The following is a 23,692-nucleotide window of genomic DNA, read 5'->3' as shown; positions in this document are numbered from 1 at the left end:
GGTTCAGTAAGCGCGAGAAAAGATCACGCGCTTGCCGTAGGCGGCCGGGTCGTCGCAACGCACGCACCGGCCCGCTTCTGGCGGGCCGTCCAGCGGCACACATCGCGGCGTAGCAGCCGACACGGCCTTGATGTCGTCCTCACAGCCCGGCCGCCCGCAATGCAGCGCTCGCACCCATCCCGACGCAACCTCGGACTCGAACGCGACCCAGTCCTCGACATCGGCGGTGTGAGTATCGCGGAACTCGGTTGCCCGAGCCAGCAGGAACGCCTGGAACTCTGTGAGAATGCCTGGCATGAGGTGCGCCAACGTATCCAACTGCACCGACTGCTTACCGTGATCGCCCAGACGGCGCACCAGCACCGCAGTCCCGGCCGCGAGATCACGCGGCCCCAACTCGACCCGGACCGGGACTCCCTTGAGTTCCCAGTCGTTGAATTTGAATCCCGGACTGAGCTGTTCGCGGTCATCGACATGCACCCGCACACCAGTACCGCGCAGACTCTCGGCCAGCGCATGCGCAGCCGCCACCACATCCGCGCCGTCACCACGGGTGATCGGCACGATCACAACCTGATACGGCGCCAGCCGAGGCGGCAGCACCAAGCCGCGATCATCACCGTGGGTCATCACAATCCCACCAAGCATTCGGGTACTCATGCCCCACGACGTGGTGTGGCACAACTCTTCTCGCCCGTCCACGCTGGCGTAGCGAATATCGAACGCCGTCGCGAAGTTCGTACCCATGTAATGCGACGTACCCGCCTGCAGAGCCTTACCATCACGCATCATCGACTCGATCGTCACCGTCGCGACCGCGCCCGCGAACCTCTCACCGGCGGTCTTTTCACCCGCCACCACAGGCATCGCCGCGTCTTCGCGCGCCACTTCCTGGTAGATGCCCAGCGCGAGCATCATCTCCTCGCGCGCCTGCTGCTCATCGGCATGCGCTGTGTGGCCTTCCTGCCACAGAAATTCGGTGGTGCGCAAGAACATTCGGGGACGCATCTCCCACCGGACCACATTGGCCCACTGGTTCAGCAGCATCGGCAGATCGCGATGCGAAGAGATCCATTTCGCCATCATCTCCCCGATGATGGTTTCCGACGTCGGCCGCACCACAAGCGGTTCTTCGAGCTCCTTGCCGCCCGCGTGGGTAACCACGGCCAGTTCGGGGGCGAACCCATCGACGTGATCGGCCTCGCGCTCGAGGTAACTCTGCGGAATCAGCAACGGAAAGTAGGCGTTCTCATGCCCGGTGGCCTTGATCCTCGCATCCAGCTCGGCTTGCAGTAACTCCCACACTCGATAGCCATACGGTCGGATAACCATCGTGCCCTTGGCCGGACCCCGATCGACGAGGCCAGCCTTCAAAACCAGCTCGTTGTACCAGGAAGCGAAATCCTCACTCTGGGCGGTAACACCGCGCTCATCGCGTGCCATGCCCACAAGGCTAGTGCCCCCACCGGTCGCGTAGTGATCTGCCTCACCAAGCCTCACCCCCAACGCGATCATCCGAACAGGCGAGTGCCCTGATACCGCGAACTCATCCCAGCCGTGCCGCCGCCCATCGCACTGATTAACATCGGCAATGTATCCCGTTGTCGCAATGGGTTGACATCCAATTGACTCGAATTGTTGGTCCGCTACGGAAAGACCAGAGCTACTCACCGTGACGCATTTCCGCGTAACCGGAAGAAGCGAGCCGATGGCCGACGAATACACCGCAACCGTGAGCGCAACTGTTCTGTGACAGTCAATCGTGCTCTGTGCCAATGGATGTTGCTCGTGCTGCCGGTGCGGCCACTACGGTTTGCTCATTGTCTTGATCGTGTCGGGCGGGATGGTGGTCGATGCCGCTGTCAAGTGGGCGCAAGACCTCTGCAGGGCTGGTTGAGTTGGACTTCAATGATCCTGTGACCGAGAAGATCCACGGCTCCGCCCCGATCAGCGCCCAGTGGACCGTCGAGCCCGTCGAGCCGCGCTCGCCGGAGGCGGCCGCCGTCCTGCGGCTCTACTTGGCCGAGATGATAAGCCGCTACTACGGTCGTCCCACCGATGACGCGGAGATCGACCGGCACCTCGCTGATGGCCACGGCAGCGACGACCTGAGCCCGCCGACCGGCCTGTTACTGCTCGCGCGCCGAGGCGGCGAGGCTGTCGGCTGCGTCGGTTTGCGCCGCCTCGATGCGCGGACGGTGGAGCTGACGACGCATGTTCGTCCGCCCCGATGCGCGCGGTGAGGGTAGGGCCGCCGAATTGCTCGGCTGTGCCGAGTCCGCCGCCCGCGAACTCGGCACCCGCGCGATCCGACTCAACACACGCAAGGATCTCGTGGAGGCCCGCGCCCTTTACACAAAGCACGGATATGTCGAGATCCCGCCGTACTGCAACAACCCGCTGGCGGACCACTGGTTCGAAATGACGCTGCGCTGAACGGCACATCCGACCGTTCTCCATGGTTGTCGTCTGCCGATCTCCTTGCAGTGGAAGGTTTTCGGCGGGAGCGGCTCACGAAACGAGCAAGATCCGATGGCGAACTCACCTGATCCCAGAACTCCTCAGCAACCTTGACCAGCACCCGGTTCGCCACACAAAGTTCCTCGTCGCAGGTCAAGACACCCACCTCGAGGACAATTCGCTGGCACAGGACAGCAACAGTCGAATGCGCCGGCAGGCCCACTGATTCCGATGAGTGGATCTCCGGCATCGATTCCGTCGGGATTCCGATCGCCACCGGCACTGCCGAATGCGAGCAACTCACAACCGCGTGCGCGGAGTGCGTCAACCGTGGCATCGCACACGAATCCTGCCACGCACGCATCCTCGCCGATCTGCACTCGGTCGCACATGTATGCACCGTGCGCGACTCTCGTCTGGTCGCCGATCACGCAGCCGTAGCCGATCCGGGAACGATCCTCCAGCACGCAGTCCGCGCCCAGCGTGGTGCCTTCGTTCACTACCACCGGGTTGAACAACAGGCTGCGGTCTCCGATCACGACAGGTTCACCGATCGTGTGCTGCCCGCGTTGCGCGTCGCGGATACGGGCTTCCTTCGGATACTCGAGCGTGCAATGTTCCCCGACGGTGACGGATTCGCCGAGTCGGATCGGTGCATACAGTTGCGAGAGCTTCACCCCGTCACGACAGCGACTGTTCGAGCAGCCAGTCGACTGTCGTGCTGATCGCTTGGTCTTCGCGTGCCCGGGAGTCGAATCCGTGGTCTGACCCGGCAATCGTGTGCAGCGTGGTGTTTGATCGTGATCGGGCGGCCTGGGCGGCGACGTCATACGACACTGCCGTGTCGTGGTCGCCGTGCACGATAAGCGTCGGCACGTCTGCGGCATGGAAGTCATCCTGCGGCTGGTAATGCGCGAACTCGGTGAACAGGACACGGCCGAGCTGGAACTCACCGTCTACGAGCAGAAAACCGTTGTCGGCCAGATATTTCTGCCCAACAGCGCCGAAATTCTCCTCGCCCCACGCCAACTCCGGAACCAGAAATGTGCGCCGCAGATCCAGCACCGGATTCCACAGCACCAGCCGATAGAGATCGTCGAGCCACGACAGCGACAGTGCCGTCGACACGGCACCGAAGCTCGCCGCGACAATCGACACTTTCTTCCCAGCGAATCGCTCGCGGACCGCGGTCACTGCGGTCTGCAGATCCAGGCATTCACCGGCGATCGTCACCCCCTGCTGCGTTCCACCACTCGCACCGTGCCCTCGGAAGGAGAACCGCACGACATCGAACCCCTGCGACACCAACCTCTGCGCCAACCGGACGAACATGCCCCCGCCCTCGTCCATGTCCACCGTGATGCCGTGCACCAACAGCACCACTCCCAGTGCGGGCTCGACCGTGCAGTGGTGGACCGCGAAGTCCAGCCGGATACCGTCCACAGAACTCAATTCGAGGCGTTGCATCGGTCAGCTCCCGTTCACTCGGCCCTTGGACTCGACCACAGGCTGTCCATCGTCTCGTGCGACACCGCCGCGTTCAGTCTCCCGTCGACGCGAATGCCATGTTCACAATCGTGCGTCGCCTGTGCCGGATCGGGTACACCCTATGCAGCGTTGTGTTCGTCCGCATCAAGTACACATCTCCCGCGCTGACACTCAGCGTGTGTACCACTCGATCCCGCACGAGCCGGGCTACCTCTGGCTTCGCCTTGTCCCATACCGTGTCCGGGATCCACTCCACGAACCCGCCACCGTCGGTCGGTGGGCATTCGGCCACCCACACTAATGCGAAACTGTAATCGTCCCAATGCAATCCATGTGTATCACCAGGTTCCTCCAGCCTGGTGATCACGAACTGCTCGGGCTCGTACGGATAGGGAAAATACTGGTTCCCCGGCCACTGCCGACAGCAGCGGGGTTGCCGTCGCGGAATCGTGGATCGCCTGGTCGAGTGAATTCTTCGAGAGGGCGCGACGAGTCAAGCTCGGTAAACTGCGGGGGCGTGCTTTGGCGGATGGATCGCGAACGGGGGTAGTCGGCCGATGACAGACGACAACAGCGGCGCGTTACGAGCGGAAATCGCCGCGTTCTATGCAGGTTTCGGGCAGCCCGAGGTGCTGGCGGCGGCGTTCGGTGGGGCAGCTTTCTTGGTGCCGCTGCTCGACGATGATCGTCTGTGCACATCCCGGCTCGGGGGTATCGATTGGATCTGTGCGTTCACCAGCGTCGAGGAGTATGCCCGCTACATGGTTGCGCGCGGTGTCGTCGGTGATCATGAGTACCGCTATCAGTCGTTGTTGGGGTGGCGGCTGGCTGAGTACGCGGCTGGACGGTCGGAGCCGACGGGGGTGGCTGTCGATATGACCGGTTCGGCGCCGTTCGCGTTTCCGCCCAAGGTAACCGAAGACTCGGCCGGGGACGGGAGGTAGCGGTGGGGGATCAGTTGAACGTCGACCCCGCGGTGCTGCAGCAGGCTGCGGATGGGATCACTGGGGTCATAGGCGAGCTTTCAGACCTAGGTATCGGGGAGACCGGGGCAATGGGGCGTGGGTTCTCGCTGTTGAGCCTGTCGCCGATGGAGGCGGGTAAGGCTTCGGTGCAGAAGGCTTTCGAGACCTTCACCGAGCGCTGGTCGTGGGGTGTCAGGTCCCTGGTGCAGGCGGGCAACGAGATTGCGAAGACCTTGGGGTTGGCTGCGGGCCGCTATCACATCATGGACGAGAAGTTCTCCGACACCTTCAAGGAGATGTACACGCACCTGACGGGCAACCCGCACCTGTCCAAGGAAGAGATCGATGCGCGGTCGTGGGGAGACACGCTGGCCGACAACCAGTGGAACCAGATTCGCAACACCGATTACAGCGCCGAGTCGTTTCAGAACGCGTTCACCCATATCGGCACGAATGTGAAGGTGATTGAGGCGGTGGGCCCGGACGCGCTCGCGGGCGCGGTACCAGGGGTGCACTGGAACACCGGTGCGGCCGATCGGGCGGCAGAGATTCGTAATGGTCGAGGGGGGCAATAGTTTTGGGTATCGGCGATTTCGTCAACTCGATCGGAGACGTGGTCGAGAACGCCGTCGAATCGGTCACCGAGAAAGCGGGCGAGCTCGCCGACGCCGGGCTGGACGCCGCTGCAGGCTTGGCACGCAAGGTTGGTGCTGACGGGGTCGCGGAGAACCTGGACGATCTCGGGGACAAGATCGCCGATCTGGCCGGTGGGGAGATCAAGGAGCGCGAACTCGGGCAGAGCACTGACCCGAAGGAACTGATCCGGGGTGAGCCGTCGGCGATTCACGACGCGACGGAGACGTTGCACAAGTTGGGGGAGTCAATCGGCAAGACCGGTGACGCGTTGCGCACGGTCAACACCGCGGACTGGACCGGTTCGGCGGCTGAGGAGTTCCATTCCGAGTTCGCCAAGCAGCCGAAGCTGTGGTGGGCGGGCTCGGACGCGATGGGCAAGGCCGCTGGTGTGCTCGATGGCTGGTACCACGAGGTCACCGCTGCGCAAGCCAAAGCCGTGGACGCGATCGCGAAGTGGGAAGCGGCCGATACCGAGGAAACCAACAAGAAGAAGCAGTGGAACGCACTATCGGATGAGCAGAAGTCCAAAACACAGTTGGTGGACACCTGGACCTCGATGCGGAACGAGGCCCGCGAGATCCTGCGCGGCGCGCGTTCGCAGCGGGACAACGCGGCTGCCTCGGCTGCGGCGGCGTTGGCGGCGGCGACGGAGTCCGCTCCTACCGAGCCGCCGTTCACCGAACGCTGGAGCGACAATTTCTCGGATTTGTCGGGGGCGTTAGATCAGGCGAAGCTGAACTTCACCTCGGGGTTGTTGACCAGTTTCACCGGGATCGTGCAGTTCGTGCGTCAGGTCAGCCCAATGGACGCCTACAACCTGACTCATCCGGCCGAATACTTCTCGGGGATGTCGGATCTGGGCACTGGGCTGGTGGTGGCGGCGGCCGATCCCGGGGCGACGGTGTCGTCGATCCTGTCCGGTGCGCGCAAGAACCCGGCGGAGTTCCTGGGCTCTTTGACCGGGGATCTGATCACCACCGTTGGCACCGGTGGTGCAGGCGCAGCGAAACCGGCGCTTTCGGCGCTGGACAAGATCGGCGATGTATCGAAGGTCAGCAAAGCCACTCACACCGTCGCCAGCGCGGCAGAACACGCACCCCACGCCACGCCCAGCGCACCACACACACCCAGCAGCACACCCGCAACCCATACCCCCTCATCGACCCCGCACGAGTCCGGTACTCCGACCGGCACCCACCCGACAACCACCGAGCCGCGGCCCGGCGCAACCAGCCCAACCCACCCCACCGACGCCACTCCGACCCACGAAACCCCGACGCACACAACCGAACCCGATACACCAAAGCCAGAGAACAGCACGCCGGGGCACGCAGAGCCGGACTCACCGCAACCGACGCGCACCGACGAACCGGCACCTCAGTCCCATCCAACCGGCGAGCACCCTGCCGAGACGTCTCAAACTCCGCACCACCAGCCCTCTGACGCACCACAGGCGCGACCGGAGGCAGAGACACCCAGCGGCCCGAACCCTGGCCATGACACGCCTGGTTCACCCACCCCCGAGCCGGGTCCGTCTCCTCACACTGATTCGCCCGGCACCCCAACAGATCACGGTGGCGGCAATCCACATGAAACGCATGGGGGCGAACCCGCCAGCACCGGGGGCGATGGCACCAACCCGGGTGGCCATGACAGTCCGTCTCCGGAACATCAACCGTCCCATCCACAGGAGAACCCGACTCCGCAGGAGCGGGCTGAGGCCGATCACGGTGCGGGGGACACCGCGCGTGACAACGGCGCGGACCATGACCGAACGGGGGAGGAGAAGACCTGCTCGGAGGATCCCGTTGATATCGCGACCGGCGAATTCCTGCTTCCGGAAACCGATATCGAATTGCCCGGTGTACTCGCGCTGATACTGCGGCGCACGCATCGTTCGAATTACCGGTACGGTCGCTGGTTCGGTCCGTCGTGGTCGGCCACGCTGGACATGCGCCTGGTCGTCGAGCACGAAGGTGTCACCTTCCTCGGGGAGGACGGCATTATGCTGGCCTACCCGCACGCCCAGGTCGGCGTCGCCGCGGCACTGGTGACCGGTGGGCAGGGGTGGACGCTGACCCGCACCGAGGTCGGTGGCTATCGGATCTGGGACCAAAAGCGGGAAATGGTCTGGCATTTCGCGCCCGAACCGGGCCTCGACGGCATCGAATCCCGACTCGGGAACTATGCGATCTCCGCGATCACCGACCGACACCGCAACCGGATCCGCTTCCACTACGACACCCACGGCGCACCAGTACAGGTGACGCACTCCGGCGGATACCGGATACGCATCGACACCAATGCGGGCAGAGTGACCGGACTGTCGGTACTCGGTATCGATCCCGATGGTGCCGAAACTCACACCCAGATACGGGAATTCGGATACGAAGCCGGGCAACTCTCGACAGTCGTGAACGCCGTCGGCGCCACCACCGGTTACACCTACGATGCCGACCATCGGATGACGTCTTGGACCGACTCCAACGGCAACCAGATGGTCAACACCTACGACGAATCCGGTCGTGTCGTTTTCCAGCGCGGCACTGCGGGTGTTCTCGACTCCGACTTCGACTATCTCGAATTCCCCGATGGTAAGGGCAGACTCACGGCCGTTACCGATTCACTCGGTGCGGTCACCTCCCATGGCTTCGACCGCGATCTGCGACTACGCGACGTGCTCGATCCCGCGGGTGGGCGCACCCACATCGACTACAACATCGACCGCAAACCGTTGAAGGTCACCGCACCCGACGGCGCGGTGACACGCTACCTCTACACCTCGGACGGGGATATCGCGCAACTGACACGTCCCGACGGGAAATCCCTTGCGATCGAGTACATGTGGCGCAACAGGCCCACCGCGATCGTGCACCCCGACGGACGTACATGGCGGCGCGAGTGGGATAAGAACGGCAACCTGGCCGCAGTCATCGACCCGGCAGGGGCTCGAACCGACTACACCTACCACGCCAACGGCGCAGTCGCTGGCATGACCAGAACCAACAGTGCGCACACCGAGGTCCAGGTCGACCCCGCAGGGCTCCCGATACAGATCACCGACCCACTCGGCGCGGTCACCACCATCCAACGCGACGGCGCGGGTCGACCGACCCGGATCACCGATCCAGTCGGCGCGGGTACCCGATACGACTGGTCGCCAGCGGGAAAACTCCTGCAACGAACCGATCCCGATGGCTACGCCGAGTCGTGGACCTACGACGGCGAGGGCAACGTTCTCACCCACACCGACCGTGCCCTCAACGTCACTCGATTCACCTACGGAGCCTTCGACCTACTACAAACACGCACCGACCCTGACGGCTCGACCACCCGCTACACATGGGACGCCGCGCGTCGCCTGATCTCGATCACCAACCCCCTCGGCCACAGCTGGAGCTACGCCTACGACAAAGCAGGGCGACTCGTCGCAGAAGCCGACTTCAACGGTGCCACAACCCATTACGCCCACGATGTCGCTGGACGAGTCACCACGATCACCCCTGCCACCGGTATCGCCCGCCACCAGGTCCACGACCTACTCGGGCGCCTCACCGAAATCACCACCGACACCGGTGACTGGGTCCGCTACACCCACGATCCGGCGGGCCGAATCCTGACCGCGGTCACCGGCACCGGCGAAGACAGCACGCACGCCATCGAATTCACCTACACGCCGACCGGATTACTATCCGCCCAGAAGCTCGATGATCAGCCCGCAATGGGGCACACCTACGACCAACACGGTCAACGGATCCGACGCACCAGCCCTACCGGTGCCACCACGATCTGGCAGCACGACATCACCGGTCGCGTCCGCGCCCTGGTCGCCGACAACCACCACCTGAACTTCACCTATGACCCGCTCGGCATGCTCACCGGCTGGCGAGTCGCAGAACTTGCCATCAGCCGCGATCTCACCAACACCGGTCGAATCACGCACCAAACCGTCACCGCATACCCCGGCACATCACTGAGCCTGGACTCCACAGAGTCATCCACCCGCCCGCAACCCCACCCGCTCCGTGAGGACGAATTCACCTACCGGCCAGACGGATACCTCGCTAGCCACACCCTCACCCGCCCCAACACCGATCCACAGCACAGCTACTACCACCTCGATCCCCAAGGCCGCGTCACCACCATCGCTCACAACAGCGCGGTCACCGAGCAATACAACTACGACGCCCTCGGCAACATCACCACCGCGCTGTCAGCAGCTATCCAGCCCCACGACGGCAGTCCCAGCGCAACAACGCCGACGCCCACTCACGGTCACAACGCGGCAGACCGGCGGGCCGCCGGCACCCGGGTGTATCACAACAACCTCCTGATTCGCGACGGCCGAACTCGCTACCACTACGACGAGGCCGGTCGCCTGATCCGCAAAACCACCACCCGGATCTCACGCAAGCCCGACGTCTGGCACTACCGCTACAACAGCTTCGACCAACTCATCGACGTCTGGACCCCCGACCGCCAATGGTGGCACTACACCTACGACGCACTCGGTCGCCGCACCACCAAACAACACCTCGACAACGACGGCACCGTCCTCGAACGCACCAACTACACCTGGGACGGCAACCGGCTCATCGAACAGACAACCTCCGACACCACCACCCGGTGGCAATACCAAGCCAACTCGCACACACCCATCACCCAATCCGCCGACCAACACACCGTCGATCGCGAGTTCTACGCAATCATCACCGACCTCGTAGGAACCCCGACCGAACTCATCGACCCGGACACCGCCCACACCACGGCCACCGCCACAACCGACCTCTGGGGAAACACCACCTGGACCGGCCACGCGAGCACACCGCTGCGCTATCCAGGCCAGATCCACGACCCCGAAACCGGACTCCACTACAACTTGCACCGAACCTATGACCCAACAACCAGTCGATACCTCACCCCGGACCCACTCGGGCTTGCCGCCGCATCCAACCCAAACACCTACCCCCACAACCCCACCACATGGGCAGACCCACTCGGACTCATCCCGAACGAATGCACGAATACTCAACCCGGCAACCCACAGAGCTCCACGCCTGGACACACACCGAATGAGCAGCCCCCGCAGTCTCTCTATCACTACACCAACGAGACGGGCCACGACGGAATCCTCGACAGCCAAGAACTGAATCCATCACTGCAAGCAAACAATCCCAAAGACGCTCGATTTGGCGACGGCCAGTACCTGACCGACATCGAGCCGGGAACAAAAACGCTGGGGCAACTATCGTCAGCGTTCCTCCGCGTACCCTGGGCAGGCCAAAAATTCACACACTTCATCGAAATAGACGTAACCGGCTTAACTGTCATCCAAGGAAGACCTGGAGTATTCGTCATCCCCAACAGTGGCCCCTTAGACCTATCAGGGCGAATCATTCGATCTGGAAGGAACTGATCATGCGGTATGTGAAAGTTGCCTGGCACCACGACTTCGACGACGAACCCGTCCTCTACTTCCATGAAGTCGGTCCCGACAACTACGAAACGCGCCGAGTGCAGACCTACCGCGACGGGCACTCGGAATGGGCCGACGAGAACCATGAGACACCCTCGGCAGGAGTCGCCGAAATACCTATCGCACCCATCGAAGAAATCGCCAGTCAACCCGAGTTCGACGCCGAAGAGATATCTCAAGATCAGTTCGAAATCGAGTGGGCAAAGGCCAGAAACAACGTTTGACCACACGGCCGACAACCTCAGGGCTGTTGTCGCTCGTGCCCGCCCGAGTGACCGGTGTCCGGTCGCCCAGTTGCCGCTGCTAGGAGACGTGCTGAGTCACATGTTCGGTGGTCGACAGCGACTCTAGACCCCGAGCATGGCGTTCCGGTCTGCAAGGACCCCAAACGTCGGGGATGGTAACGCAACCTCCGGCTAGCAAACGCCCGCATGAGGTGCGGCGAGATCCGGAGGATCTATCTGGGCGTCAGCCCAGAGCTCCGTAAGCGGCCGAGATGTATGCCGCGGACCTGTCGGAACCGACCAGGCTGGCATCCGTTCCCATCTTGTTCATGACATAGGAGAATGTCATTCTCCGGTCAGCGTCGACCACTATGGTCGATCCTCCGTATCCGCTCCAGAAGCAGATCTTTCCTTGGGGGATCCCCGGTGTTTCACCGGGAAGAGGCAGGCCGAATCCGAGACCAAACCGGACGGGGCTACCGATCACGAGGTCATTGCCGACCGACTGTTCGGCGAACGCGGATTCTGCTGTCTCCCGTTTCAGCAACCGCGCGCCGTTGACCTCTCCTGCACACGCGAGGACGGACTGAATGCCCGCGAGCGCGCGGGCATTCGTGTGCCCGTTCGCGGCACCGATCTCGGCGCCTCGCCAGGCATCCGTTAACGTGTCGGCAGCAACCACCCATGGACCGACGATCGTCTTGCCCATTACCGTGTTCGGATCGAGCTGGTCGAGCCCGTCCGTCTCCCCCGGCGGCGCGACGACATTGCTCACGCGCCCGTACTCGGACCGCGGGATGCCGAAGTGAAAGTCCGCGCCCAGCGGCGTCGTGATCTCGTCCTGCACGAACGCGCTGAGACTGCGTCCGTCCACACGGCGGATCACCTCGCCAATGAGGTGTCCGAAGCTCAGCATGTGATACCCCGAGGCAGTCCCCGGTTCCCACCACGGCTTCTGTGCAGCGAGCCGATTCGTGGCGGCTCGAGTGTCGGCCAAGTCCGCCACAGTGAAAGGCTGATCCCAACCCGAGACGCCCGAGGTGTGTGCTAGGAGGTGCTTGACCCGCACCCCGCCTTTGCCATTCGCACCGAACTCCGGCCAGTACCGCGCAACTGGCTGTTCCAGGTCGATGAGGCCGCGATCGGCGGCGATCAGGGCCGCTAACGCGGTGACTGTCTTCGTGCATGACCACACGTTCGTCACGGTGTCCTTCAGCCAGGGCTGCGTGCGAGCCTCGTCGAAATAGCCGCCCCAGAGATCGACCACGAACTTGCCATCGATTGTCATCGCAACTGAAGCACCCAGCTCCGCCCCGCCGCGAATGTTGTTCGCCAAGAGGTCTTTCAACGCCGAAAACCGCGGGTCACAAACGCCCTGCACCATGTGTGGATCCGAAGAAGGGCCCGATCCAACCCCACATGCAGACGTGAGACCGGTGGCAGCAACCGCCGCCGTGAGACCGAGCGCCTGCCGTCGGCTCAGCATCGGGAACTTGTTTTTCATTGCCAACCTCAATTCGAATCGCCTGATCGATGCGGCCGCACCGCCGCAGGGCGGCAAGCGCCTGCAGACGTCGCACAAACCGATCGCCACACGCCATAAAGATCTCGACGGAGCCCCGTCTGCCGAACATTGCATCTGAACGATCGTTAATATAGATCTGCGCTGTGATGCACTTGACCATCCGCGAAGAATATTCGCTTGATATTGAGGCCACTTCATGTCTTGGCAAATTTAGTTCACCACGCGACCTGTCTGCCGAAGAAAATTCGGTGACCCTTTTCCTGTCTAGTGTTCTGGGAAATATTGAGAAAATGTTAGTTTTGTGCACGCAGGCCATCCGTCGACAGGGGTAATCGATCAATGGCGAAACGTGCACCTTGGAGCCCGCCGGATCTGCCTCTGGATAGGTATGAGGTGGCGATGGTCAAAATGTATACGGATTGGGTGCAATACGGCGGCCCGAGCGAATTCGAAACTATGGTCGCGTTCGGATTGAATTGTGAGCAATTCTATCGTCGCATCGAGGCAATCGATGCGCGGCTTCAATCGCGGTCGTCGGAGTAGTAAATTTGCCACAGGCGGGTGGTGCCAGGAACTGACTAGGCTCGCGCCCTATCTGGATAGGTTGCGGTGGTAATCCGGGTGTCGTTTTTGAGATGCCGGGCGATGTTGCCGGTGGTGTCATGGCCGGGAAACCGGAAGTGTTCGTGCGGTCGATACCCTTGGCCGAGGGCGCTGTGTGTGCAGAGGATCGGCCAGCAAGCATTCGGTCCCGGCGCGAGCGATCGTGGAAATGGTGTTGGCGCTGCGGCAGCGTGGAGCCAATGCAGGTCTGGGAAGGCGACGTGCGCCGGATTTGGACACCGTTGGCGAATTGGGTTGGGAGAGGGTGCCTTGTCGGCAGGTGTCAGGCGGACGGCAACACGTTGCGCTGGCAGACGGCGATGGCCATTGGTGGGCCGCGCTCGTTGCCTGCCCTGGCAGGCGGTCGTGCGCGCCAGAGCGACGATCGACACCGACGATGGATTCGTACTTTTTCCTAGGGATATGTGAGCCGGGTACCACGGATAACGGCCTTCACCGACTATGAGAGCACCCCTCGATTGTTATTGAACAGCCGCAGGCGATACAGCGCGGTTCGCGGGGGGCTGGGAGATGTGAGGACTGGATCCATCAGCCCGGCTCGCCGCTTCGGGGTCCCCGTCGGATTCCGGCCTGCAAGTCGTCGATGAGATGTTGATAGCCGTCGGCGAGGTCGTCGAGCTGGATCCAGATGCGTTCGAACACAGGGAGGACTGTGGCTACCGCGAGGTGGGCGGATAGCTGGGCGATGCGATCGACGACCGAGCCGAGGCGCTCAGTGTGTATGCGCGCGGCAGGCAGTGGGCTGGGGGTTGCGGTCCGAACGCAGGTGTCGATGCAGTGCACCAGTTGGATCCGGCGCGCCATCAGTGTGTCGAACTGACTGGCAGAGCATATGGCGGACTGTTGATGTAGTTGTACCAACTCTTGGGCGGCGTCGAGCAGTGGGTGCGAGTTGTGGCCCCAGCCTCGGATGGCGGTCAAGAGCAGATCCTTGCTAGGAATGCTCTGGGCATCTGCCGGTGTGGTCATCTCGTTGGCTTCCTGTGTGCAGATCGCCGCGAATTACGGCGGAGAGTGTGTCTCGCGATCGACGTGATCGACCTGCGTGTGAGCGCGCGGCAAGACTGGCTGGCCCGCGGATGCACCCAATCAGCGAGCCGATGATTCGGTATGTCGTGAAGCGGGGCGGCCGTCTTGTCCAGAGGTCGATCGCGCCGTGCGAGCTCTGGCTGGGCGGGCGACAACGGCAATCGACGCCGCCACAGAACAGAACAGAGCAGTCCACGCCTTGCCTGCTGGCACTGGCGAGCTGGTTCAGTGATCAATCGTTTCGACGGTCATCGACTCAGGCGCGGGTAAGTGCATCGTGTAGTGCGGTGAGGACCGTAATCCAACGCGTCGACGCGTCGTCGGAATCGAAAAGCTCGTTGACTACGAAGCTGAATCCGGCATTGTGCTGCGGCCAGGCGCCATGGATTGAGCCACCGGCACCGGGATGACCGAAGGCACTCGATTCCGGGCCGAAGCTGGTGCCACGCGATGGGGTCTGGAAGCCGACGCTGAAGCTATATTCCGTTCCGTCGAACACGTCGAATCCGCGAGCGCGAGATGTCGCCGCGAGGTCGGCGGTGTTGGGGCTCCACACCCCGTCCGGCGCGGTCGAGCGATCGATCATCGAGGCATAGAACCGCGCCATTGATCGCGCCGATGAGATCGCTCCGGCACCTGGGATGCTGGCGACCTGCAGGGCAGGAATGTTCCAGGGCAACGGGTCGATGAACAGCGGCGGATTACCCAGCCGCGCACTCTCGCGTGGATCGTCACCATGGATGTCCATAGCGTCCAACCGACCCGACGGGGTGAACACTGTCGCGACGCGGTCCAACACTGAATCCGGCACGCCGAACCAGGACTCCAGTCCCAACGGCTCAGCGAAGTTCGAGCGCCAGTACTCCGCGACCGACGAGCCGGTGACTCGACGAACAATCTCATCGGCGATCCAGCCGTACGTCAGTGCGTGGTAGGCCAGCACCTTCTTGCCGGGCCAGAATGGTTCGCTGTCAGCGAGGCGCTGGGCGAGGAGGTCGTGGTTCAAGAACTCGTCCAGATTTGTCGGCTCGAGGATGGCCGGCAATCCGGCGCGATGAGTCATCACATCGTCGATAGTTATGCTGCCCTTCCCATGGGCGGCGAATTCCGGCCATAGTGAAGCGATCCGGTCTTCCAGTCGGAACACGCCGCGCTGGACGAGTTCTAGTACACAGGCGGCGATCAGCCCCTTGCCGCCGGAGAAGATCGCGCACACCGTGTCGGCTTCCCATGACCTACCCGGAGACGATTCTCCTGTCCAGGTATCGACCATGATTGCGCCATCTACCATCAGGGAGAGAGCAGCCCCAGCGCCGGGGCGGTGGCCGATCTGCTGGCGAAAGATTTCCGCAGCACGCTCAAAACCTGGTGCGACGTAGGGCTCCATCAGTAGTCTTCCTTCCTCGCGCCCACAGGCTGCGGCAGCAGCAATCGCCCCGCATTGCCAGTTGGAACCCGCTTCCGCGCCCATGGACAGCCCTTTCATCGGGGCTGCAGCAGGGACCTTCGCAAGCTCTTGGACCCGTTGGATTAGCAGTGCGCTTCCGGTCCCGGGCGATCATGTCCAGCAAACTCTAGGATGTGAGCTATGACACGGAACCGCGGCCGAATTAACTTCGTCTGATTACGCGCCTGGCCCCGCATCGCTGAAGGTCTGTGGGTAACCAGCCGGATTCAGCGAAGAGACTTCGGCGCCGTGTGACAGCAGGTCGCCTGGCGTACATGCTGATGTCACCTAGCGGCAGATCCCGGCCAACACTGATGACACCAACCGGGAGCATCTTTATGAAAGGAATACCCGCCACCGCCGTCATCGCACAGATGGCGACAACTCGTTTCGCTGCTAGGTCGACCCGGCGTGTGGTGTCGCAAGACGCGAACTTGCCGACGAATTCGACTGCGTACATATGGACGCCTGTCATCGAAAATGCTCGCGGCGCACGAGGCTTGTCCCAGCATCTTAGCGATAGTACGTCCGCGACCAACAGGCTAGGCCGTCAACTGACGGCCCGATTCCCGAAAAGGTTGCTACATTGGCGACATCAGAAATGACGCCAGAAGCTCGTTCCGATCTCAAAGGTGACCAGCTTTCTGCATTCAATCTTACATATTTGGTACTGGCGGCGGTCGCACCTCTTGCCGCAGTTGTCAGTGCCGTTCCTCTTGTCATCTTGGGCGTTGGAGTGGGCGCACCGGGAATGTATGTGGCCACGTCCTTGGTGTTGCTGTTCTTTGCCATCGGTTACACGAAGATGAGTCGTCACGTCAACAAGCCGGGCGCATTCTATGCGTACATAACGTTAGGGCTCGGGCCGTGGGTCGGCATGGCTGCTGCAGCGATTGCTGCAACATGTTACTGCCTCATTCTGGTCGGTATTGCAGGAATCACGTCCGGCTTCGCTACCTCGATATTCGAATCCGTCTTCGACTGGTCGGTGCCGGCGCCGGTGTGGGCGGCAGTGGTGATTGTTTTGATCGGTTTTACGGGTCGGCGAGGTGTCGAGCTCAATGCCCGTATTCTGACTGTCGTCTTCACGATCGAAATTCTTCTCGTCCTCACGCTCGATGCTACTATCCTCGTTCGCAATGGCTTCGGCGCTTTTTCTCTCGATGTCTTCAACCCATCGAATGTCTTCAGCGGTGCTCCCGGCATTGCATTCGCGTTCGCAGCTTCCTCGTTCATGGGTTTCGAAGCGACTGCAATATATTATCGCGAAGCGAAGGATCCTTTGAAGACCGTGCCCCGCGCAACATTCGCGGCTGTCGGACTTGTCTCGATTTTTCTGATCCTCGCGTCGTGGTCTCTCATTGCGGGCAACGGTGGATCGTCTGCGCAGTCTGTGGCCGAACAGGATCCAGCCCGATTTGTCTTCGCGACGATGCACGATCAGCTGGGCTCGGGTGGTGAGACCATCATGGAACTCCTGTTTCTCATCAGCTTCATGGCCTGCGCGATGAGTACACTCAATGCAGCTGCACGGTATGTCTACTCGTTGAGCCGAGATAAATTGCTTCCGAGCCAACTGGGCAGGGTGCATTCAAAACACGCCTCGCCATACGTGGCGAGCGCAGTACTCGTCGTCTTTGCGGCCGCGATCCTGACTGCGGGCTTTCTGAGTGGGCTGGATCCTTACCTCGTCATCGGGGTGGCGACCGTCGGCCTGGCGACGGTGGGAATCATCTCGTTGCAGGCGGTCGTGTGCATCGCCGCGATCGCATACTTCTGGAGACGGCCGGAGCGCAATTGGTGGACAACTGTCATCGCACCAGCTCTCGGTGCCGCAGGCATGACGACAGGCGTGGTTCTGACGCTCGCCAATTGGGATCTCATCGGAACCACATCCGTGGGATATGTCAACAACCTGCCTTGGCTGCTGCTTGTAGTAGTGATTGCCATGTTGGCCTACGGCGCACGTCTTCGACGCAAAGATCGCGCGAGCTTCGACCGATTTGCATCGTCGGCAGGATGAGACCATGCACCCGCTCACATGTGAGTGAGCGGACAACGGTTCAGTCCCAACCTCCATGGAATTGACGGACCTTCGATCGTCCTCGACAAGGGCCACAACCGATAGTTGGGACCTGCTCGCCCGCTGGTAATGAGGAGAACGGATTCCAGGTGGCCTGCGGCGGCGTCTCGGCCGAGCATTCTCCACCCATTTGTTGCCGACGGCTTCCTTCCTCGACCTGAGCAATTGCCGCAGGTGTCATAGCGGGTGACCAATGCTCACTGGCAGTCGAGGCAGATGAGGGGGCGCAGTGCGGCCGCCGCTCCAGGCGGCCGCACTGCGCACGAAAACGCGCCCGCGCTGCCGTAGTTGACCACTTTCCTTACCGCGGCCGAATCATCTTCGGTAGCAATACTAAAGAGCGGCACATCGGCGCACCTATCACGACGACATGGGGCGCTTGAAAAAAATTAAATTCGGACAGAGATCTTATTCCTGCTCCGCTTCCGTATTGTTTGTCACGGATCGCAACGATCCTTGTACATAGATCGCGACAACGGATTCCAAGGTGCGGATTGCGCCCTTCGTGAGGTAGAGATCGAACCGGTTCGGATCTGTCCGACTAAATCCCGAGATAGGGCTTTTGGAAGTGGAACTTTGAAGCCAGTCCGGAGGGGTCGTTATGAACGAACAGGCTACTCCAAGACCGAAAGGATAAATATATGACAAAGTCGGAGCGACTTTCACAGGAGGAGAACCGGAGCGATTCTCCGGCTGGTCACGAAAACTCTCTCGGACTGCTCAGCGGACTGCGAGTGGTGGCATTCACCACTTTTCTGGTGGGCCCGGCCACAGTGCAGTACCTCGGCGACATGGGCGCCGATGTGATCAAGATCGAGGAGCCGCACAACGGGCCCCACGAGCGCAGGTGGTCAGGCGCCGATCATTACCTCAACGGCGAGAGCATTCTCTTTTTGATGAGTAGCCGGAACATTCGCAGCATCGCGCTCGACCTCAAGAGCGCAGAGGGCAAGAAGATTGCCGCCGAGCTCTGCGCCAATGCCGACGTCGTAGTTTCAAACTTTCGCCCCGGGGTGATGGACCGCCTCGGGCTCGACTTCGAGACGTTGCGCCAGAACAACGAAGGCCTCATTTATGCGACCGCCTCCGGGTACGGATCCAAATCGCCACACCGGCATCTCCCAGGGCAGGACCTTCTGGTCCAGTCCATCTCAGGGCTTGCCTCGGTCACCGGCTCCGAGGGCCCCCCGATCGCGTCGGGCGCCGTTGTCGCTGACCAGCACGCAGCAACACTGCTCGCACTCGGAATTCTGGCCGCCCTACACGAAAGGTCCCGCACCGGGAGGGGCCAAGAGGTGGAGGTCACCATGTTGCAGGCATCGCTCGACCTTCAAGCCGAGGTGTACGCGTATCACCTCAACGGAGCGAAGCTGAACCGTCCACGGAGTGGCCTCGCGACCACATACCACGAGGCCCCATACGGCTTCTACAAGGTCGAGGACGGTTATGTCGCGCTGTCGATCAACCCGATCGCCAAGATCAGCCAGGCGTTGGGCTTGCCTGCTCAACTCGAACCGTTCCTCGATCCGTCTCTTGCCTTCTCACACCGCGATGAGATCTACGACGCGCTGAGTCCGTTGCTGGCCGGCTATCGGCGCGATGAGCTCATCGAACTGCTGCGTGGGCACGACGTGTGGTGCGCGCCCGTCCACACCTACGCCGACTTGGACAGCGACCCAGTTGCTGCCAGCCTCGACGCGTTCGAGGAGTTCGAGCACCCCGACGCTGGACATGTCCGCGTCGTCGGCCACCCGATTCGCTTCAGCTCGGGCGTTGCGGCGGTGAAGCGGATACCGCCACGGCTGGGTGAGCACTCGCGTGAGGTGCTCGTCGAGCTCGGCTACATCCCGGAATCAATCGACGCACTGATCAAGAAAGGCTATTTGAAGGCATGACCAAGAACATCGTGACAGTCGACCCGACGCGACGAGAACCCTTCTACTACGAGGACTACGCGGTGGGACAGCGATTCGTGAGCCGCGGGCGCACGGTCACCGACGCCGATATCCGCCTGCATGTCGGCGCGACTGGCGCTGATCACCCCAACCACAGTGACGAGGAGTACTGCAAGAACCACCCGGTGCTCAAGGGAGTCTGCGCGCACGGTCTGTTGATCTTGAGTCTGGTCGACGGTTTCATCACCGAGGAACTGCCCAAATACATGGGCCCTTCGATGAACTACGGCCACGAGAAGGTCCGATACATCGCTCCGGTCTATAGCGGAGACACGATCCACGCAGAAATCGAGATCGTAAAATGCCGCGAGAAGAACCACGAATGGGGGCTTCTCGAACTCGAGGTCAATGCGATCAATCAGGACGGAATATGCGTCGTCTACGACCACCACGTCCTGATCGTCCAGAAACGCTGCGCGATCACCCCTGCGTGAGCCGTTTTCCACAGAACTAGTTCCGAGGATCGATGAGCACTAATCCAGGCCACCGCGGCAGCCGCCGTGCGGGCGAAGTTTTCGACTTCATCATCGTGGGCGGCGGCGCCGCCGGCTGCGTCCTGGCCAACAGGTTGTCAGAGGATCCGTCCACTCGGGTCCTGCTGCTGGAGGCGGGCCGCTCCGATTACCCGTGGGATCTCTACATTCACATGCCTGGAGCGTTCCAATTCACTATCGGGAAGCGACTCTACGACTGGAAGTACGAGTCCGACCCTGAACCGCACATGCATGGGCGCCGAATCTCCCACCCCCGGGGGAAGGTTCTCGGTGGGTCGAGCTCGATCAATGCGATGAACTTCCAGCGAGGCAACCCGCTCGACTACGAACGATGGGGCGCCGACCCTGGGATGGAGAAGTGGGACTTCGCCCACTGCCTTCCCTATTTCAAACGCATGGAGAACGCCATCGACAGCGGCGACGAGTGGCGTGGCGACGCCGGGCCGCTGAAAATCGAGCGCGGCCCGGCCAAGAACCCACTCTTCGACGCGATGTTCGAGGCAGTGCAACAGGCGGGGTACTCGCTCACCGACGATGTGAACGGATACCGGCAGGAAGGCTTCTCGACCTTCGACCGCAACATCTATCGCGGGCGCAGGCTCAGCGCCGCACGAGCCTACCTACATCCGGTCAAACGACGCCCGAACCTCCATGTCCGTACCCAGGCACTGGTGACCGGTGTCATCATGCGCGGCAAGCGAGCCGTTGGGGTTTCCTACAGCCGGCTCGGCCGTGCCCACACGGCCTTCGGCGAGGAGATCATTCTGTCCGGCGGAGCAATCAACTCCCCGCAGTTGCTGCAGCTGTCGGGCATCGGCAACGCGAGAGAGCTCCACGCAGTGGGAGTAGCCCCGATCCACGATCTGCCTGGAGTCGGCGAGAATCTTCAAGACCACCTCGAGACCTATGTGCAGTACGCATGCAAGCAGCCGGTCACCTTGGCTCCCGCGTTGAAGTGGCGCAACCGACCCAAGATCGGGCTCCAATGGCTGCTCACCCACACCGGTCCAGCGGCGACCAACCACTTCGAGTGCGGCGGTTTCATCCGCAGCGACGAAACCATCGAGTACCCCAATCTGATGTTTCACATGCTTCCGCTCGCGATCAGGGTGGACGGCACCGCACACCCGGGCCACGGATATCAGGGACACATCGGACCGATGTACTCCGATGCCCGCGGAAGCTTGAAGATCAAGTCCTCTGATCCGCGCCAACATCCGTCAATGGTCTTCAACTACCTCTCGACCGAGCAGGATCGGCACGAGTGGGTCCAGTCGATCCGGGTCGCGCGGCACATCCTCACCCAGCCCGCCTTCGATGCGTTCAACGCAGGAGAACTGTCACCCGGTCCCTCGGTCCAGTCCGACGAGCAGATCCTCGACTGGGTGCGCCGTGAAGCAGAGACCGGGCTGCATCCCTCGTGCACCGCCAAGATGGGGACCGATAGCGCTTCTGTTCTCGACCCGAGCACGTTACGCGTGTGGGGCATCGACGGCCTTCGAGTGGTCGACGCATCGTCGATGCCCCACATCACGAACGGCAACATCTACGCCCCCGTTGTGATGCTCGCAGAGAAAGCTGCGGACCTGATCCTTGGAAACACGCCACTCCAACCGCTCGAGCAGGAGTTCTACAGGTCCTCGTCCGATCAGGCCGAAGTACCCGGCCTCTCCGATTGACGACCGCAAAACGCCATCAGCAAGCCAGTATGCGGGCACCGGCTGAGTCCGCATCTGGCGAATCCGTCAAAGCAGCAAGGGAATACGTGACAATGTCGAACAGTGTTCGTACCTACGGCCACATCATCGGTGGGCAGGAACGCCGCTCTGCTGAGGTTATCGAACGGTCGAATCCAGCAACCGACCAGCACGTCGCGAGCTTCGCCGCCGGTACCGCAGAAGATGTCGACGCGGCTGTCGGTGCCGCAAGACAGGCGTTCGATGACGGTCGCTGGTCCAGGCGATCGGGCGCCGACCGATCCCGGCTTCTACTCGCATTGGCCGGGGCGATCGGCGATCATCGAGAGCAACTCGCCGCGATCGACGCCGAAGAAGTGGGCAAACCCCTGAACCTGGCGAGAGAGGACGTCGACGGAGCCATCGCGCACTTCGAGTATGCCGCGGCACTCGCACACGAGGTACACGGCGACCAGTACACGAACCTCGGCGAGGCCTATCTCGGTCTGATCGCACGCGAGCCCGTCGGAGTGGTGGGGCTCATCGCGCCATGGAACTTTCCGGCACTCAGCTATGCCGAGAAAGCCGCATACGCGTTGGCGGCCGGCTGCACGACGGTGATCAAGCCTTCCGAGTACACATCCGGTTCGTCAGTGGAAATCACACGCCTGGCAGCCACAGTGGGGATCCCACACGGCGTACTCAACGTGGTCACCGGCCTTGGCGACGTAGTCGGTCGAGGAATCGTCGAGCATCCGGGCGTGGACTTCGTATCCTTCACCGGATCCACCGCGACCGGAAAACGGATCGCGGCCATGGCAGCAGTTCAGCTGAAGAGGGTGGCCCTCGAACTCGGCGGCAAGGGCGCCAACATCGTTTGCGTGGACGCGGATCTGGGCGCGGCCGTCGACGGAGCACTGCGCGCAGCCTTCTTCAACACAGGCGAATGCTGTGTCGCGGGATCGCGGCTTCTCGTCGAGCACTCCATCGCCGATGCGTTCCTTGCCGAGGTCGTTGAAAGGACGGCGAAGCTTGTCGTGGGCTTCAGCGAAGACGCAGATATCGGCGCTCTGATCCATGAGACCCATGCACAAAAAGTGATCGGGCATATCGACCAGGCACGCGCCGAAGGAGGCACGATCCTGACAGGCGGGACGCGGCTGCGGCCCGACGGGCTGACGGGAACGTTCGTGGCCCCCACCGTCATCGACAGTGTCACGCCCACAATGCGGATATACCAGGAAGAGGTGTTCGGTCCGGTGCTGTGCGCTGTCCGCTTCACCGGCACCGATGAGGCCATCAAGCTTGCAAACGACACCAACTACGGTCTGGGCAACTCGGTCTGGACGAACAACCTTGACAGCATGATGCGATTCAAACGCGAGCTGCGCTCGGGAACCGTATGGATCAACACGACGATCGACAGCGCACCCCAGATGACCTTCGGCGGCACCAAAGATTCCGGATACGGGCGCGAGGTCGGCAGAGCCGGTCTGGAGGAGTTCACCGAGCTGAAGAGCTGCGTTATCCGGGCGGGTGCAGCGTGACCTGCGTAGCGACCCACTCGCGCCGCACCTGGAATTGTTGCTCCGGCGCGACACACTCATGCT

18 protein-coding genes are annotated in these 23,692 nt (G+C 62.0%); 12 read left to right on the top strand and 6 right to left on the bottom strand.

The features are described from left to right. Positions 1-3: 3 nt before the first annotated feature. Positions 4-1,443: a proline--tRNA ligase gene (gene proS / locus ACQP2D_RS23255; RefSeq protein ID WP_433685743.1), complete on the bottom strand. Its 1,440-nt coding sequence runs from the start codon at positions 1,441-1,443 to the stop codon at positions 4-6. Between the two features lie 473 nt (positions 1,444-1,916). On the opposite strand from proS, the gene ACQP2D_RS23250 reads away from it, so the two are divergent. Beyond that, positions 1,917-2,243, top strand: coding sequence for a hypothetical protein (locus ACQP2D_RS23250; protein WP_433678022.1), 327 nt, complete (start codon positions 1,917-1,919; stop codon positions 2,241-2,243). After that, the gene (locus tag ACQP2D_RS23245) at positions 2,215-2,436 is read left to right on the top strand and encodes a GNAT family N-acetyltransferase (protein WP_433678021.1); all 222 of its coding nucleotides are present in this window, start codon (positions 2,215-2,217) and stop codon (positions 2,434-2,436) included. Before ACQP2D_RS23250 ends, ACQP2D_RS23245 begins: the two co-directional genes overlap by 29 nt. Positions 2,437-3,141: 705 nt before the next feature. On the opposite strand, the gene ACQP2D_RS23240 is transcribed toward ACQP2D_RS23245, so the two are convergent. Continuing rightward, on the bottom strand, positions 3,142-3,927 hold the full coding sequence (locus ACQP2D_RS23240; protein WP_433678020.1) for an alpha/beta hydrolase: 786 nt from the start codon (positions 3,925-3,927) through the stop codon (positions 3,142-3,144). Between the two features lie 73 nt (positions 3,928-4,000). Beyond that, positions 4,001-4,396, bottom strand: a complete 396-nt coding sequence (locus ACQP2D_RS23235; protein ID WP_433685742.1) for a HalD/BesD family halogenase — start codon at positions 4,394-4,396, stop codon at positions 4,001-4,003. A gap of 109 nt (positions 4,397-4,505) precedes the next feature. Here ACQP2D_RS23235 and ACQP2D_RS23230 point away from each other — a divergent pair, with 109 nt between their 5' ends. From ACQP2D_RS23230 to ACQP2D_RS23215, 4 genes are read left to right on the top strand one after another with little or no spacing between them, the layout of a single operon-like run. Continuing rightward, entirely contained in the window at positions 4,506-4,892 is a 387-nt protein-coding gene (locus tag ACQP2D_RS23230) for a hypothetical protein (RefSeq protein ID WP_433678019.1), read from the top strand. 2 nt (positions 4,893-4,894) lie between these two features. Continuing rightward, entirely contained in the window at positions 4,895-5,488 is a 594-nt protein-coding gene (locus ACQP2D_RS23225; protein WP_433678018.1) for a type VII secretion target, read from the top strand. Between the two features lie 2 nt (positions 5,489-5,490). Next, complete coding sequence (locus ACQP2D_RS23220; protein ID WP_433678017.1) at positions 5,491-10,965, top strand: putative T7SS-secreted protein; 5,475 nt, start codon at positions 5,491-5,493, stop codon at positions 10,963-10,965. Between the two features lie 2 nt (positions 10,966-10,967). Next, positions 10,968-11,249: a DUF6881 domain-containing protein gene (locus ACQP2D_RS23215; protein WP_433678016.1), complete on the top strand. Its 282-nt coding sequence runs from the start codon at positions 10,968-10,970 to the stop codon at positions 11,247-11,249. A gap of 244 nt (positions 11,250-11,493) precedes the next feature. On the opposite strand, the gene ACQP2D_RS23210 is transcribed toward ACQP2D_RS23215, so the two are convergent. Beyond that, positions 11,494-12,633 carry a serine hydrolase domain-containing protein gene (locus ACQP2D_RS23210; RefSeq protein ID WP_433678015.1) on the bottom strand — a complete coding sequence of 380 codons (1,140 nt, stop codon included), beginning with the start codon at positions 12,631-12,633 and terminating at the stop codon, positions 11,494-11,496. A 52-nt stretch (positions 12,634-12,685) separates the two neighbouring features. On the opposite strand from ACQP2D_RS23210, the gene ACQP2D_RS23205 reads away from it, so the two are divergent. Beyond that, the gene (locus ACQP2D_RS23205; protein ID WP_433678014.1) at positions 12,686-12,892 is read left to right on the top strand and encodes a hypothetical protein; all 207 of its coding nucleotides are present in this window, start codon (positions 12,686-12,688) and stop codon (positions 12,890-12,892) included. A gap of 1,034 nt (positions 12,893-13,926) precedes the next feature. Here ACQP2D_RS23205 and ACQP2D_RS23200 read toward each other — a convergent pair. Together ACQP2D_RS23200 and ACQP2D_RS23195 are read right to left on the bottom strand one after the other, a co-directional pair. Then, positions 13,927-14,367 carry a DUF4254 domain-containing protein gene (locus ACQP2D_RS23200; protein WP_433678013.1) on the bottom strand — a complete coding sequence of 147 codons (441 nt, stop codon included), beginning with the start codon at positions 14,365-14,367 and terminating at the stop codon, positions 13,927-13,929. A 316-nt stretch (positions 14,368-14,683) separates the two neighbouring features. Then, positions 14,684-15,814: a serine hydrolase domain-containing protein gene (locus tag ACQP2D_RS23195; protein ID WP_433678012.1), complete on the bottom strand. Its 1,131-nt coding sequence runs from the start codon at positions 15,812-15,814 to the stop codon at positions 14,684-14,686. A 646-nt stretch (positions 15,815-16,460) separates the two neighbouring features. Here ACQP2D_RS23195 and ACQP2D_RS23190 point away from each other — a divergent pair. From ACQP2D_RS23190 to ACQP2D_RS23170, 5 genes are all read left to right on the top strand, one after another. Continuing rightward, positions 16,461-17,897, top strand: coding sequence for an APC family permease (locus ACQP2D_RS23190; RefSeq protein ID WP_433678011.1), 1,437 nt, complete (start codon positions 16,461-16,463; stop codon positions 17,895-17,897). 701 nt (positions 17,898-18,598) lie between these two features. After that, entirely contained in the window at positions 18,599-19,852 is a 1,254-nt protein-coding gene (locus ACQP2D_RS23185) for a CaiB/BaiF CoA transferase family protein (RefSeq protein WP_433678010.1), read from the top strand. After that, positions 19,849-20,346 (top strand): MaoC family dehydratase, encoded by a 498-nt coding sequence (locus ACQP2D_RS23180; RefSeq protein WP_433678009.1) that lies wholly within the window; start codon positions 19,849-19,851, stop codon positions 20,344-20,346. The genes ACQP2D_RS23185 and ACQP2D_RS23180 overlap by 4 nt, the downstream gene beginning before the upstream one ends. Positions 20,347-20,378: 32 nt before the next feature. After that, positions 20,379-22,085, top strand: coding sequence for a choline dehydrogenase (betA, locus tag ACQP2D_RS23175; RefSeq protein ID WP_433678008.1), 1,707 nt, complete (start codon positions 20,379-20,381; stop codon positions 22,083-22,085). Positions 22,086-22,114: 29 nt separating this feature from the next. After that, on the top strand, positions 22,115-23,629 hold the full coding sequence (locus ACQP2D_RS23170; protein ID WP_433678007.1) for an aldehyde dehydrogenase family protein: 1,515 nt from the start codon (positions 22,115-22,117) through the stop codon (positions 23,627-23,629). The last annotated feature ends 63 nt before the right edge of the window (positions 23,630-23,692 follow it).

The sequence above is a fragment of the Nocardia sp. CA-119907 genome, from assembly GCF_050955995.1.
In the GTDB taxonomy this organism is placed as follows: domain Bacteria; phylum Actinomycetota; class Actinomycetes; order Mycobacteriales; family Mycobacteriaceae; genus Nocardia.
Note: the sequence above shows the minus strand (reverse complement) of the source record. Positions and strands in the feature narration are given on the sequence as shown.

What these genes read in the sequence shown, in the direction of transcription:
- ACQP2D_RS23230 (WP_433678019.1), top strand. Translation starts at nt 4,506, where the DNA reads ATGACAGACGACAACAGCGGCGCGTTACGAGCGGAAATCGCCGCGTTC.
- ACQP2D_RS23210 (WP_433678015.1), bottom strand. Translation starts at nt 12,633, where the DNA reads ATGGTGCAGGGCGTTTGTGACCCGCGGTTTTCGGCGTTGAAAGACCTC.
- proS (WP_433685743.1), bottom strand. Translation starts at nt 1,443, where the DNA reads ATGGCACGCGATGAGCGCGGTGTTACCGCCCAGAGTGAGGATTTCGCT.
- ACQP2D_RS23195 (WP_433678012.1), bottom strand. Translation starts at nt 15,814, where the DNA reads ATGGAGCCCTACGTCGCACCAGGTTTTGAGCGTGCTGCGGAAATCTTT.
- ACQP2D_RS23170 (WP_433678007.1), top strand. Translation starts at nt 22,115, where the DNA reads ATGCGGGCACCGGCTGAGTCCGCATCTGGCGAATCCGTCAAAGCAGCA.
- ACQP2D_RS23245 (WP_433678021.1), top strand. Translation starts at nt 2,215, where the DNA reads ATGTTCGTCCGCCCCGATGCGCGCGGTGAGGGTAGGGCCGCCGAATTG.
- ACQP2D_RS23200 (WP_433678013.1), bottom strand. Translation starts at nt 14,367, where the DNA reads ATGACCACACCGGCAGATGCCCAGAGCATTCCTAGCAAGGATCTGCTC.
- ACQP2D_RS23240 (WP_433678020.1), bottom strand. Translation starts at nt 3,927, where the DNA reads ATGCAACGCCTCGAATTGAGTTCTGTGGACGGTATCCGGCTGGACTTC.
- ACQP2D_RS23185 (WP_433678010.1), top strand. Translation starts at nt 18,599, where the DNA reads ATGACAAAGTCGGAGCGACTTTCACAGGAGGAGAACCGGAGCGATTCT.
- ACQP2D_RS23180 (WP_433678009.1), top strand. Translation starts at nt 19,849, where the DNA reads ATGACCAAGAACATCGTGACAGTCGACCCGACGCGACGAGAACCCTTC.
- betA (WP_433678008.1), top strand. Translation starts at nt 20,379, where the DNA reads ATGAGCACTAATCCAGGCCACCGCGGCAGCCGCCGTGCGGGCGAAGTT.
- ACQP2D_RS23215 (WP_433678016.1), top strand. Translation starts at nt 10,968, where the DNA reads ATGCGGTATGTGAAAGTTGCCTGGCACCACGACTTCGACGACGAACCC.